The 13,771-nt window shown below is 65.4% G+C and carries 10 protein-coding genes; 8 read left to right on the top strand and 2 right to left on the bottom strand.

Annotated elements, in window-relative coordinates:
• The first annotated feature begins 249 nt into the window (after window positions 1–249).
• The gene (locus SAS01S_RS12510; RefSeq protein ID WP_066808462.1) at window positions 250–1,527 is read left to right on the top strand and encodes an alpha/beta hydrolase; all 1,278 of its coding nucleotides are present in this window, start codon (window positions 250–252) and stop codon (window positions 1,525–1,527) included.
• A gap of 3 nt (window positions 1,528–1,530) precedes the next feature.
• Here the strand turns inward: SAS01S_RS12510 and SAS01S_RS12505 are convergent, their stop codons facing one another.
• Together SAS01S_RS12505 and SAS01S_RS12500 are read right to left on the bottom strand one after the other, a co-directional pair.
• Window positions 1,531–2,508, bottom strand: coding sequence for an alpha/beta hydrolase (locus SAS01S_RS12505; RefSeq protein ID WP_245656886.1), 978 nt, complete (start codon window positions 2,506–2,508; stop codon window positions 1,531–1,533).
• 62 nt (window positions 2,509–2,570) lie between these two features.
• Window positions 2,571–3,545 carry a LacI family DNA-binding transcriptional regulator gene (locus SAS01S_RS12500; RefSeq protein WP_245656884.1) on the bottom strand — a complete coding sequence of 325 codons (975 nt, stop codon included), beginning with the start codon at window positions 3,543–3,545 and terminating at the stop codon, window positions 2,571–2,573.
• A gap of 110 nt (window positions 3,546–3,655) precedes the next feature.
• On the opposite strand from SAS01S_RS12500, the gene SAS01S_RS12495 reads away from it, so the two are divergent.
• The 7 genes from SAS01S_RS12495 (at window position 3,656) to SAS01S_RS12465 (ending at window position 13,756) form a co-directional block, all read left to right on the top strand.
• Window positions 3,656–4,831 (top strand): cytochrome P450, encoded by a 1,176-nt coding sequence (locus SAS01S_RS12495; protein WP_066808459.1) that lies wholly within the window; start codon window positions 3,656–3,658, stop codon window positions 4,829–4,831.
• Window positions 4,828–5,946, top strand: coding sequence for a CapA family protein (locus SAS01S_RS12490; RefSeq protein ID WP_066808457.1), 1,119 nt, complete (start codon window positions 4,828–4,830; stop codon window positions 5,944–5,946). The genes SAS01S_RS12495 and SAS01S_RS12490 overlap by 4 nt, the downstream gene beginning before the upstream one ends.
• Window positions 5,943–6,971 carry a hypothetical protein gene (locus tag SAS01S_RS12485; RefSeq protein ID WP_066808450.1) on the top strand — a complete coding sequence of 343 codons (1,029 nt, stop codon included), beginning with the start codon at window positions 5,943–5,945 and terminating at the stop codon, window positions 6,969–6,971. The genes SAS01S_RS12490 and SAS01S_RS12485 overlap by 4 nt, the downstream gene beginning before the upstream one ends.
• 64 nt (window positions 6,972–7,035) lie before the next feature.
• Window positions 7,036–9,705, top strand: coding sequence for a TonB-dependent receptor (locus tag SAS01S_RS12480; protein WP_084238932.1), 2,670 nt, complete (start codon window positions 7,036–7,038; stop codon window positions 9,703–9,705).
• Between the two features lie 92 nt (window positions 9,706–9,797).
• Window positions 9,798–11,255: a tannase/feruloyl esterase family alpha/beta hydrolase gene (locus tag SAS01S_RS12475; protein WP_245656883.1), complete on the top strand. Its 1,458-nt coding sequence runs from the start codon at window positions 9,798–9,800 to the stop codon at window positions 11,253–11,255.
• 100 nt (window positions 11,256–11,355) lie between these two features.
• Window positions 11,356–11,817 (top strand): MarR family winged helix-turn-helix transcriptional regulator, encoded by a 462-nt coding sequence (locus SAS01S_RS12470; RefSeq protein ID WP_245656881.1) that lies wholly within the window; start codon window positions 11,356–11,358, stop codon window positions 11,815–11,817.
• 154 nt (window positions 11,818–11,971) lie between these two features.
• The gene (locus SAS01S_RS12465) at window positions 11,972–13,756 is read left to right on the top strand and encodes a CocE/NonD family hydrolase (protein WP_066808441.1); all 1,785 of its coding nucleotides are present in this window, start codon (window positions 11,972–11,974) and stop codon (window positions 13,754–13,756) included.
• Window positions 13,757–13,771 lie beyond the last annotated feature (15 nt).

Below are 13,771 nucleotides of genomic sequence, written 5' to 3'. Positions count from 1 at the left end.
CGGCATCGGCGGCGGCCGCTGCGTCGGCCGCGATCGCGGCAGCCGCGCGCGTCGCGACCTCCCCCGTCACGGGATTGAGGCGATCGAATGTCGCGGCAGCGGGACGGCTCTCACCGGCGATCAGCATGTCCACGGAAGTTGCCAAGGCGCTCTCCTTCATTATTGTTATATGAGATAGCTTAGTCTATCGTTATGCGCAACACCAATCGTCGCGGACATCGAATCCGACGACGCGATCGGAGAGAGCGCATGCGCCGCATATTGGCAGTCCTCACCCTCGTCCCGTGCCTCGCCGTCCCGGTCGCCGGCATGCCTCAGGCCGCCCTGGAGCGCAGCGCGGCCGGGACGCTGATCGATGGCGCCGACTGGCGCGCGACGGTGCCGGCGAACTGGAACGGCACCTTGCTGGTTTGGGGGCATGGCTACAGCTTCAGGAAAGCGGCAGCCGACGATGCGCCGGCCCAATATCGCGCCGACTTGCTGCGCCGAGGTTTTGCCTTGGCGGGATCGAGCTATGCCACTGCCGGCTGGGCGCTCGACACCGCGCCGCAGGATCAGCTCGACACGATTGCGGCCTTTACCGCGAAATTCGGCAAGCCCAGGCGCGTAATCGCCTGGGGAGCGTCAATGGGCGCGCTCGTCACGACCGCGATGGTCGAGCACCCCGACAGCGGGCTGGACGGCGGGATCGCCTTATGCGGATCGATCGGGGGCGCCGTCGGCATGATGAACATGGGGCTCGACGGCGCTTATGCGTTCCGCACGCTGCTCGCCCCAAACTCCGATATCCGCGTGACCGAAATCGCCGACGACCGCACCAATGCCGCGCGGGTCGCCAAGGCGTTGACCGAGGCGCAAGCGACCCCGCAAGGCCGGGCGCGCGTCGCGCTGGCTGGCGTGCTCGCCGGCATTCCCGGCTGGACCGGCGGCGAACGACCGGGCGATGTCGACTATGACAAGCAACAGACCAATATCGCCAACGCGTTCGTCATGGGTGTCTTCCTTCCCAGAACCGACCAAGAGCACCGCGCCGGCGGCAATTTCTCGTGGAATGTCGGGGTCGATTATCGCCGCCAGCTCGCGGCAACGGGCCGCGGCACGATGGTACGCGCATTGTACAAAGCGGCAGGGCTCAACCTCGACGCCGACCTCGCCCGGCTCAACGCCGGCAAGCGTATCGCCGCCGATTCCACGGCGGTGAAATGGATGACCGCCAATTATACCCCCAACGCCCGACCGCGCGTACCGCTGCTCGCCGTCCAGAATATCGGCGATGGCGTGACATCTCCCTCGTTGCAGCGCGCTTATGTCGAGGCTGCTTCCCGTAACCAGCCTGCCAATGTCCGCGCCCTTTATGTCGCGGGATCGGGACATTGCAGCTTCGACGCGGCGACCATCGCGGACGCCATCGCGACGATCGAGACGCGCATCGCGAGCCGCCATTGGTCCAAGTCGCCGGCACGCTTCGTCGCTTACACCCCGCCGCCAATGTCGCGCCCTTGCCTGCGCGGCGGGGCGTGCCGATGAAGGTCAGTCGATCCCCTTGCGCTCGACGCTCCAGGCGGGGTCGGTACACAGCCCGCAATCCTTGCCCTTGAACCGCTTGGCCGCCTGTTTGTCGCCCTTGAGCTGCCAATCGAGCCAATCGACCGAGACGCTTGCCACGACGCCGCCATTGGGCTTGGCGAACGTCCCGAGATGCCCGACCGGCAGGTTGGCGACCATCGCCGGCACCGTATCAATCTTGGCGAAGTCGTCCATGCCATTGGGATAGGCGATGTCCTTGGGACCACCGAGAATGTAGATGACCGGCGTGTGCAACGTCTTGAGCAGCGATTTTTCGACATGGATGCCGGAGATCGGCTGGGAATTGTCGGCGAAGATGCCGCTATTGTTGATGATGACCGCCTTGATCCGCTGATCGCCCGCAATTTGCAGTGCCTGTAGGCCGCCGCAGCTATGCCCGGCGACCGCAACCATCGCGGGATCGACCTTGCCATAAAGCGGGCTGCCCTTGCGCCCATTCTCGGCCAGCACCCAGTCGAGCCCGGCGAGCACGTCCTTGTAGGTTGTCGCCACCGGCGGCAGCCCGGCCGACGCAGTCGGCTGGGGGCGCGGCGGCTCGGCGGTCGCGCCGGGGCCGCTATGGACGCCACCCGGCGCGACGGCGATATATCCGTGCGACGCGATCTCCTCGAGATGGAGGCGCGCGCTGGCGCCGTCATCGGAGCACCCGCCATTGCCCCAGACCAGGACGCCGAGCTTCCGGCTGGGTCCGAACCGCGACAGGTCGGCCGGGCGGTAGACGACATGATCGGGCAAGGCCGTCGCGGTCTCCTTGACCGCCCGATAGGGGCCAGTGCCCGGCGTATCGGGCATCTTGTTATAGGCGTCGCGCATCGCGGCCACTTCGTTGGCGAGCGCGGGATCTATCTTGACCTGCGCGACTGCCGCCGCTGCCAGACCCGCGATCCCTACCCCGCCCGCCACGCGAATCCACGCGTTCATAGACCTCTCCAATATTGTTATGCGACAATACTGAAACGCCGATCTATTCCATGCAAGCGATTTCAAGCGCTTTCGCGCGCGATGATCCTGGACCCGACGTCGATGCGTCGCTCTGTGATCGTCTTGCCGGCGGCACGCTCGCGCAGCACGCGGATCATCTCGCGGGCGATGCGGGCACCGTCGACGTCGACCGACGTGATGGTCGGCCGCATATCGCCCGCCATGCGCAAATTGCCGAAGCCGGTCACCGCCAGCTTGTCGGGTACGCGGACCCCGGCCGCTTGCGCCTCCACGATCAATCCTTGCGCGATCCAGTCCGATCCGCACACCACCACGTCGGGCATCGCCGGCAAATCGGTCAGCGCGCGAAAGCTCAGCCGTCCCTGGCCGAAATGGCTGGGAACGTTGACTTCCAGCCGGGTCGGCTCGTCGCCGCCCTCCTCCATCCAGCGCCGCACGAAGCCTCCGGCCCGGCGTTGCGATCGGGTCGAATTGGGCACGATCAGATGCGGCCGGCGATAGCCGCGTGACCGCAGGAAGCGCGCCATCGCATCGCCCGCCGCCGAATGCGAAAAGCCGATTGCGACATCGATCGGCTCGTCCGGCAGGCCCCAGGTCTCGATCACCGTGACCGGTAACGAGCGCAGACGGTCGCGGGTCTCCGCGTCGGTGACGATGCCGGTCAGGATGATCGCGTCGACCCGACGCGACAAAGCGGCGTTGATCTGCGCGATGAGGCGATTGTTGTCGGCGCCGGTCAAGGAGAGCATCACGCTGTTGCCGTCATTCGACAATTCGTCGATCATCGCCTCGATCGTGTCGTTGAAGATCGACTGCGCGATGTCGGGCACCAACGTGGCGATCAGCCTGGACCGGCTCGATGCCAGCGCACCGGCGTTGAGATTGGGCAGATAGCCCGTCTCGTCAATCGCCGCCTGGATGCGAAGACCGGTCGCCGCCGCGACCACTTCCGGATTGTTGATATAGCGCGACACCGTCGCCGCCGACACGCCGGCGAGCGTGGCTACCTCTTCCAATCGTGGGGCTCGCTGCGTCCTGCTCATCGCGACCGATCATGCCGTGACCTGGGCAGCAAGGAAAGGGTGACTGTTGCAAGCGCTTTCATAATTGTTTAAGGGCATAACTAATGACCCAGGATTTCGACCCCCTCGCCGCGGAAACCTTCGACAGCGCCCACGCCGATTACCGGCGCCTGCGCGAGCAATGCCCGGTGGCGCACAGCGAGGCATGGGGCGGGTTCTGGGCATTGATGAAGCATGACGACGTGGTTGCGGCGGCAACCGATTCGCAGACCTTCATCACCTCGAAACAGAACGTCGTGCCGAAAGTAGCCTTCACTGGCCGCCGCCCGCCGCTCCATCTCGATCCGCCGGAACACACGCCTTATCGCCGCGCCCTCGCGCCGCTCCTGACCGAGCGCAAGACCGCCGCGCTCGAGCCCGCCATCCGCGCCTCGTGCCGGCGTCTGCTCGCCGCGATGGTCGCAAAGGGCGGCGGCGACGTTTGCGCGGACTTCTCCGCACACATGCCGGTCGAGGTATTCGCCCATTGGATGAACCTGTCGCCGGAAGCGATCGAGGCACTGACCCAGGTCGGTCGGCGCTATAATATCGCAGTCCAGTCGAACGACATGGACGCGACCAAGGAAACCAGCCTGTTGCTCTACGACATGGCGCGGAACGTGGTCGCCGACCGCAAGGCGAACCCCCTGCCGGTCGATGAGGATGCGACCAGCGCGCTGCTCGCGACCCGCGTCGACGGGGAACCGCTTCCCGACGAGATGATCGTCGGCACGATCCGCCAAGTGCTGGTCGTCGGCCTGATCGCGCCGACCGTGATGATCGGATCGATCGCCATCCATCTGTCGCGCCATCCCGACTTGCAGGCCCGGCTGCGCGCCGATCCCCAACTGGTCCCGGCGGCGATCGACGAGTTCCTGCGGCTTTATACCCCCTATCGCGGATTCGCCCGTACCGCCGTGTGCGACGTCACGATCCGCGGGCGCACGATTCCGGCGGGGGAACCGATCGCATTGGTCTATGCTTCCGCCAACCGCGATCCCGACGTCTTCGAAAATCCCGAGGAATTCGTTCTCGACCGCCCCAACATGAAAGACTCGATCGCGTTCGGGCGAGGGCCGCATATGTGTGTCGGCGCGGCGCTCGGACGGCTCGAACTGATCGTCGCGATCGAGGAATTGCTGGCGGCCGCGCCCGGCTTCGCCCTCGACGGCGAGCCCAAACCAACGCGCTTCCCAGAGATCGGAGCGCTGGCCGCCCCGATCCGTTTCGAGTTGGCATGATGGCGATCATCCTCGCCACCGGCGATCTCGCGCCAGATCGCGACAATTACGACGAAAGCTACGACGCGACGCGCGACCTGCTGCGGTCGGCCGACATCACGTTCGGGCAGTTGGAGACCAGCTTCGCGGACAAGGGCGTCCGCCTGCCGCAGGCGCGCCACGCCGTGCTGGCGCGGCCGGACGGCGCCGCTGCGCTCGGCCGTGCGGGGTTCGACATCATCTCGATGGCGGGCAATCATGTGCTCGATTGGGGCAATGACGCGTTCTTCGAGACCAGGGACAATCTGCGGGCCGCTGGTCTGAAGGTCGTCGGCGCGGGTGCCAATATCGCCGAGGCGCGCGCGCCTGTCAGCTTCACCCTGCCCGACGGTAGCACGGTCGCGTTCCTCGCTTATTCGAGCATCCTGCCGCACAGCTATTGGGCCGACGAGCGCCGCCCGGGCTGTGCGCCGATGCGCGCGCATACGATCTACGAGCAGATCGAGCACGATCAGCCTGGCACCCCCGCGCGCGTTCATTCCTATCCCCACCGCGACGACCTCGCTGCACTGGAAGACGACGTGCGCAAGGCCAAGGCGAGCCACGATGTGGTGATCGTCTCGCACCATTGGGGAATCCATTTCGTCCGCGCGACGATCGCCGATTATCAGCGCGATGTCGCGCGCGCGACGATCGCGGCGGGGGCAGACGCGATCCTGGGTGGGCACGCGCATATCCTCAAGGGCTGCGAACTGATCGACGGCAAACCGGTCTTTTATTCGCTGTGCAATTTCGCGACCGATCTCAAGATGGACCCGGTCCATGCCGCGTCCAAGAGCTTCAACGAGATCCGCGTGCTCGCCGAGGAATGGGAGCCCGATTTCGACAGCCTGTACAATTTTCCCAAAGCGTCGGCCCTGTCGATGATCGCGCGTCTGGAGATCGCAGGCGGCAAACTGGTCCGCGCCGGCTTCCTGCCGCTCCACATCGGTCGCGACGCGGTGCCGCGGCTGCTCGCACGCGGCGACGCTGAATATGCCGAAATGGTCGCCTATATGACGGCGGTGACCGACGAAGCGCGGCTCAACGCGCGCTACCGGGTTGCCGACGACATGGTCGAGTTGGTGGCGGCATGACCGTGAAACGCGCTTTTCCGCTGGAGGGCGTCGTCGTCCTCTATTTCCTGTTCTATCTACCCAATGTCATCGTCACCAAGCTGGTGACCAGCCTGCCGCATGGCGCGATCGGGCGGCCGTTGACCGGGCTGGAGACGCTGCCCGCGTCGCTGATCCTCAATACGTTGATGACCTATGCCTTCATCTGGTGGTGGGGTTGGTATCGCGACGCCAACGCGACGACGGTCGGCGGCGTGCGCGTGCCGATCCCGACACGCTACACCCTGATTTCGGGCATCGGCACGGCGCTGATCGTGTTCACGGTGCCGCTGTCGTTCACGTTCGAGAATGTCAGCGTGCCGTTCATCCAACTGCTGATGCGCGGTGACATCCTGATCATCGCGCCGATCGTCGACCTGATGTTTCGGCGCCGCGTCAATTGGTGGAGCTGGGCCGCGTTGGCGATGGTAGCGGTCGCGTTGTTCGTCACGCTCAGCGCGCGCGGCGGACTGAACCTGCCCCCGCTCGCGATCCTGACGGTCGTGCTCTACACGATCGGCTACTTCCTGCGCCTGACGATGATGACGCGGGTGTCTAAGACCGGCGACCCCGCCTCGGTCCGCAAATATTTCGTCGAGGAAAAGGTTATCGCGTTGCCCGCTGCGGTGGCGATCCTGGCGCTGATCTCCGCTGCCGGATTCGGCAATCAGGCCGGGCAATTGTCGTTCGGGTTCGTCGGCGTGTGGGCCGATCCGGTGATGATCTGGCTGGCCGTGATCGCACTGACCCTGACTGTCGTGTCGGTCTTTTCGGTGATCATCCTGCTCGACCCGCGCGAGAACGCCTATTGCGTGCCGCTCGAGCGCGCCTCGAGCCTGATCGCGGGCGTTGCCGGGTCGGCGATCCTCGCCGCATTCTGGGGTCTGCGCGCGCCCAGCGCCGCCGAATATGCCGGTGCCGCGATCCTGATCGCAGCGATCGTCCTGCTGGCCGTCGCCCCCCGCCTTTCCGCGTCGCTGCGGGCGGCCCGGGCGGAGAGCCCATAAACGACAGATACGAACGACCGGAACGGCGCGCCACGACGCCGCAGTCATGAAGGGAGAGGAAAAGATGACCAACGCAACCTACCGCCGGCTTGCCGTGGCGACCTGTACCGCCGCGCTGACTATCGGGCTGGCTTTGCCCGCCGCCGCCCAGACCGCGCCTGTCGCGCCGGCCGACGACCAGACCACGCCCGCCCAGACGACAACGGCCCCTGCCGGCGATGATGCCGCCACGACGCCAGATATCACCGTGACCGGCACGCGTATTCGCGGCGTCGCCGCGGTCGGATCGAACGTGATCGCGATCGACGCCGCGAAGATCGCGGACGAGCCTGTCACCTCGACCAACGACCTGCTGCGACGGGTACCGCAGGTGATCTCGCTGGGTGCCAACCGCAACGGCGGTACCGCGCAGAACGGCGCCGCCAACGCCACGCGCGGCGCCGGCATCAACCTGCGCGGCATCGGCACCAACGCGACTTTGCTGCTCTATGACGGCAAGCGCTTCCCGCCCCAGGGCACGCAGGGCCAATATACCGACCCATCGGTACTTCCCTCGATTGCGCTGAGCCGGGTGGAGGTGGTCGCCGACGGCGCCTCGGCGATCTATGGTTCGGATGCCATCGCCGGCGTGGTCAACTTCATCCTGCGCAAGGATTTCGACGGTGCCGAACTGCGCCTGCGCTCGGGCTTCACCGATGGCGGTTATGACGAGCAGCAGATTGCCGCGATCGTCGGCAAGAAATGGGATAGCGGATCGGCGATGATCGCCGGCGAGTTCGTGCGCAACTCTTTCCTCCGCGGGTCCGATCTGCCCTGGTACCAGGACGACAACCGCTATCGCGGCGGCCGCGACCTGCGCACGACCAATTGCAATCCCGGCACGATCTCGGTCGGCGGGCAGAGCTATGCGATTCCGACCGGCGGCGTGACCAACGCCAACAAGAACCTGCTCGTCCCGGGCACGTCGAACAAATGCTTCTATAACGGACTCGACACGGTGATCCCGTCGCAACAGCGGGTCAGCGTGGTCGGCACGCTGTCGCAGAATATCGGCGACCGCATCCGGCTGTTCGCCGACGGTTTCTATTCGTATCGCGAAGGCATCATCCTGGGGACGGGAGACACGTTCACCGCGACGGTGCGCAACACCAACCCGTTCTTCGTGACCCCGGTCACCGGGGCGACATCGGAGACGGTGACCTATTCGCTGTTGCCCGAGCTCGGGCCCGATTATAACCCATACCATTCCTATTCGTGGAACCTGATGGGCGGGGTCGAGGCCAAGCTGTTCGGCGATTGGCAGGCGACCGCTTATTATTCGCACGGCAAGTCGTACGACATCGCCGACCGCCGTCTGGGCGTGAACACCGCCGCGCTCAATGCCGCGCTCGCCGACACCAATCCGGCGACCGCGCTCAACGTGTTCGGCGGGCCGAATAACCCGGCGACGCTCGCGAAAATCCGCGACAATTACTTCCAGATCATCGGTGCGACGCGGCTCGACGTGATCAACGGCCAGGTCAACGGGTCGCTGTTGCGCCTGCCTGGCGGCAAGGTGCGCGTCGCCCTGGGCGGCGAACATCGCGTCGAGTACACCTTCACCGACCTTGCCACCGGCAACTCGGTCGCGCACGTCCATGTCGGCGACCACGGGTCGCGCACCGTCAACGCGGTGTTCGGCGAGCTTTACGTACCGATCTTCGGCGCGGACAACGCGATCCCCGGCTTCAGGGAATTGTCGCTGTCGGTCGCTGGACGCTACGAACATTATAGCGATTTCGGCGACACCACGAACCCCAAGTTCGGCGTCACCTGGAAACCCGTTAGCGGGGTCACCATTCGTGGCACCTACGGCACGTCGTTCCGCGCGCCGACCTTTGCCGAAGTGTCGCAGATCGGGGGCGGCGCGGGCCTGTATTACGACACCTTGCCGGGAGCCAACGGCAATCTGACCGGTATTGGCATCGCCGGCGGCAATCCTGGCCTCAAGCCCGAAAAGGCAAAGACCTGGTCGGTCGGCGCGGAGGTCAAACCGATCGACGGCCTGACGCTCAGCGCGACCTATTTCGACATCAAATACACCAACCAGATTCAGGCTCTACGCGGCACGCCGGGCATCCTGACGAACCCGCTCTACACCTCGTTCGTGACCCTCAATCCGACCCCCGCGCAAGTCACTGCGCTGGTCAATTCGGGGCTGCCGATCAACCAGGCGATCAACCAGAGCGCGGTATCGTTCATCGTCGACGGGCGGCGCCAGAACCTCGGCACCTCGTTGGTCGGCGGCGTCGATTTCGGGGCGAACTACACCTGGACGATCGGCAGCGTCAGGGTCGATGGCGGGATCAACGGCACCTATTACACCAAGTACAAATTCGCGGCGGTCCCGGGCGCCCCGCTGGTCGATGTGCTGGGCAAGATAAACTTTCCGCAGAAATTCCGCACCCAGGCCGATCTGGGCGTGGCCGCTGGTCCATGGCGTGCGCGGGTGACGTGGAACCACCTGTCGCCCTATGACAACAACACGCTGGCGCCGGTCCAGCGGGTCAGCGGCTACGATACTGTCGACCTGTTCCTCGGGGTCGACATCGCCAAGCGCTTCACCTTGTCGTTCGACGTGCGCAACCTGTTCAACCAGAACCCGCCGTTCGTCGACACCACGCGCGGATACGACCCGCAATCGGCCAATCCGATCCCGCGCTTGTTCTCGGTAACGGCGGGAGTGAAGTTCTGATGCGCGCGCAGGCGTCGGCGGCCGCTTTTGCCGCGGCCTCCTTATGGTCGATGCCCGCGCACGCCACGGATTGCCGGGCACTCGAGGGAAATATGGCGGGGGCCGTCAAAGTGACCGCGGCCACCGCGATCGTCCCCGCCCCGACCTGGAGTCCAGAGACCGACAGTTTCTACAAACCGATTCCCGTCGCGGTCCCGATGTGCCGCGTCGAAGGCACGATCGAGGGCAATATCGGCTTCGAATTATGGTTGCCGATGAACGGGCGGTGGAACGGCCGCCTGCTCGGCGCCGGCGTCGGAGGGGACGCCGGCGTCTTCAACTATAGCGACATGAGCCGCCGCGTCGCGGAAGGTTTCGCCACGGTCACCACCGACAGCGGGCACAAGGTGAGCCAGGCACGCTGGATGGCGGACAGGAAAGCGCGGGTCGATTACGAACATCGCGCAGTCCATTTGACCGCGCTCGCGGCCAAGAGGGTCGTCGCGCTTTTCTACGGCAAGCCGGCCGACCGCAGCTATTTCCTCGGCTGCTCAGGCGGGGGACGCCAGGCGCTGAAGGAAATGCAGGTCTATCCCGCCGATTATGACGGCGTCGTCGCAGGCGCGCCGGGGCCCTACATGCCGCTGATCTCGGTGCGAATGATGTGGTTCTCCCTGCTGCAGAAGCGCGAGCCGGCGGGCGCCCTGTCCGATGCCGACTGGTCGCTCTACGAAGCGCGGGCCAATCGCGCGTGCGACGGCAATGACGGTGTGGTCGACGGCGTGGTCGAGAATCCGCTCGCTTGTCACTTCCCGCCCGCCTCGCTCGCGTGCGCGCCCGGCCAGACCGACGGCTGCCTGAGCGCGCCGAAGGTCGCGACGCTCCAGGCAATCGTCGCGCCCATGCCCGACGAGAACGGTCGCCCGATGGACAAGGGGCTGCTCCCCGGCGTCAGGACGCGCCCCGGGCCGCCTTCCCCGCTGCTGCGCGCGATGTGGGCGGATGCGGTCTACAATAACCCCTATTGGGACGAAAATACCTTCCGCCGCACCGCCGATCTGGCGGCGGTCAACCGGGCGATGCCGCAATTGCGCGCGGACAGCGTGCGGGTGGCGCCGTTCGTGGCGCAGGGTCACAAGGCGATCATCTACCAGGGCTGGCAGGATCCGTCGGTCATCGCCGGGCCGACGATCGATTATTACACGTCGCTCGCCGCCGCGAACGGGGGCGAGGCGCGGCTGCGGAACGCCGTCAAGCTGTACATGGTGCCCGGCATGTACCATTGCCGCGGCGGCCCCGGCGTCGACCAATTCGGCGGATCGGGGCAGCCGAGCGCGCCCGGCGATCCATCGCGCGATATCCTGTGGTCGCTGATCGACTGGGTCGAAAAGGCACGTGCTCCGGGCGCCATCACCGGGGCGCGGGTAAAGGACGGCGCGCCGGTCTTCTCGCGCACATTATGTCCGTTCCCCGAAATCGCGCGCTATGATGGGATCGGCGATCGGAGCGAGGCATCGTCATTCCGCTGCGTTCGCGATCCCGGTCTAGCGGCGCGCTTCTCCAGCCGATAACGCATGGCGTTTCGGGCGCCCGAGCAAATGCTTTTAGGGCGCGCGTTGCGACGAAGAGCGTTATCGCGCACCATGTCAGTGCGACCGCAGGAGAAGTTGATTGGACGTCGAAACGGGGGATCGGGAAATCAGGATCGCGCTGGGCGTGCTCGAAGAGCTCGCCGGATATCATCTCCGCCGCGCCTCGACCGTGTTCGGCAATGACTTTTCGCGCGCGATGGGCGGAACCGGAATTCGCCAGGTCCTGTTCGGCATTCTTTCCGTCGTCGCCGCCAATCCCGGGATCAACCAGGGAACGGCGGGGCGCGCGCTGGGCATCCAGCGCGCCAACATGGTTTCGCTGATCAACGAACTGGTCGATGCCGGTCTGATCGATCGCCGCACCGCCGAGGAAGACCGGCGTGCCTTCGCGCTGACCATCACGCCGGCCGGCAGCGACGCTTTGGCGGCAGGTTCGAAGCGTATCCGCAAGCACGAGCAGCGGCTGTTGTCGGATTTGAGCGCCGAAGAACGGCGGATGCTGATCGACTTGCTGCAACGTATCGAAGCCAAGGAAGACTGAGCCCGAATCCCGGTGAAATGCACGCCTGGACCGGCGGGCGCGGGCGCGTGCTCGCCGACAAAGGTTTGCATTCATAATAGTTGCAATGCTCCACTAAATATGGTTATGTCCCCCAACCATTGCCGCAGCAGATCGGCGAGGTCGGGAGAGAGGAATGGCGAAGACGCGAACTCGGTTCGGCTGGCCCTTGGGTGCGGTGCTGGCTGCGGTCGCCGTGCCGACAATGTCTACTTTTGCCGTTGCTCCTCTTGCGGCGTCGCCGACGCCTTCCACCAATCCCGATTTCATCCGCGAATCGCTTTACGTTCCGGTCCGTGACGGCACCAAGCTGGCGGTCAACATCTACCGCCCCGCGAGGGACGGGGTCGCGCTTTCCGGCACCTATCCAGTGGTCTTCGCCTTCACGCCGTACCGCGCGCGCTATGTGAGCGACGGCAAGATTGTCGATCTGGTCGATTCGCCGCTGTTCGGTTTCCGCGACCTGCTGAAAGCGGGCTATGTCGTCGCGACCGCGGACATTCGCGGCAAGGGCGCATCGTTTGGCGCACGGCGCGGGTTTCTCGACCAGACCGAAGCGCATGACGGATACGATCTGGTCGAGTGGCTGGCCAAGAAGCCCTATGCGACAGGCAAGGTCGGCATCACCGGCTGTTCGTATCTCGGCGGCACCACGATGCTCGTGGCGGGAACGCTGCCACCGTCGTTGCGCGCGGTGTTCACCGGCGCGACCGACCTCGACAAATACAGCTTCGTCCGCAACGGGGGCATCACCGCGCAATTCAACACGCGGCCCGACGAGCCGCCCGAAGTGGATCTCGCCAGTGTGCCGGTCGACGCCGATCGCGACGGCGCGCTCCTCAAGGCGGCGGTTGCCCAGCATGCCCGCAACACGCCGATGGGCAAATTGTGGGAGACGATGCCGTTCCGCGACAGCGTCTCGCCGCTGACCGGCAACCGCTTCTGGGAGGAGGTCGGACCCTATACCCATCTGGGCGCGCTCAAGAATCCGCGCCTTGCCTGGTATTTCTGGGACAATTGGGAGGACGAGCCGACCGAACAGATGATCAAGGCGGCGGGCAACATCCGCAGCAAATTGTTCATCGGTCCGGGCAGTCATTGCGTCCCCCCGACGCAATTCAGCGTGCCGAACGAGCAGCAGCGGTTTTTCGATCATTATCTGAAGGGCGTCGACAACGGGATCGACCGCGACCCGCTCTATAGCTGGTGGGAAGAACGCCCCAACGGGACCGGAGCGCTGATCCGATCGGCGACCTTGCCCGGTACCCGGGTTGCCCGCCTGCCCTTCTATCTGTCAACCGCTGCCAACGATCGGCCCGCGGCGTTCGACAAAGGCAGCGTGGCGCCGACGGTGCCGCGCCCCGGCAGCGCGGCGTTCGATGTCGACTATGATGTCGGCAAGGGCGAGTATTTCGCGTTCTGGCCGCAAGTTCTCGATGGCAAGGGCGTCACCTTCACCAGCCGGGCATTGTCGTCCGACACGACCCTGACCGGCTATCCGGTCGCCCACCTGACCGCCGCGCTCGACCGGCGCGACGCGCCGTTGTTCGTCTATCTGGAAGACGTCGCGCCCGACGGGTCGGTGCACATGATATCGTTCGGTCGCCTGCTCGCATCGATGCGCAAACTGTCGGTGGCGCCTTATGACAATCTCGGCCTGCCCTATCATTCGGCGCTGAAGGCGGACAGTGCGGCGGTCGTGCCGGGTCGGCGCTTCCAGCTCGATATCGCGATGTCGCCGCGCGCTTATGTGTTCGCGGCGGGTCACCGGCTGCGCGTGACGATCACCGGCGCCGATCCGCGCCAGCGAAATCTCGCCGCGATCCAGGTCTCTCCGCCGCCCCATTTCACCATCTTCGCAAGCGGGCCGCAGGGATCGCGGATCGACATTCCGTTCAAGACAAAACCGGCGTTCCGCTGAAACGGCGCGCGACAC

This window comes from Sphingomonas asaccharolytica NBRC 15499, from assembly GCF_001598355.1.
GTDB classification, from domain to species: domain Bacteria; phylum Pseudomonadota; class Alphaproteobacteria; order Sphingomonadales; family Sphingomonadaceae; genus Sphingomonas; species Sphingomonas asaccharolytica.
Note: the sequence above shows the minus strand (reverse complement) of the source record. Positions and strands in the feature narration are given on the sequence as shown.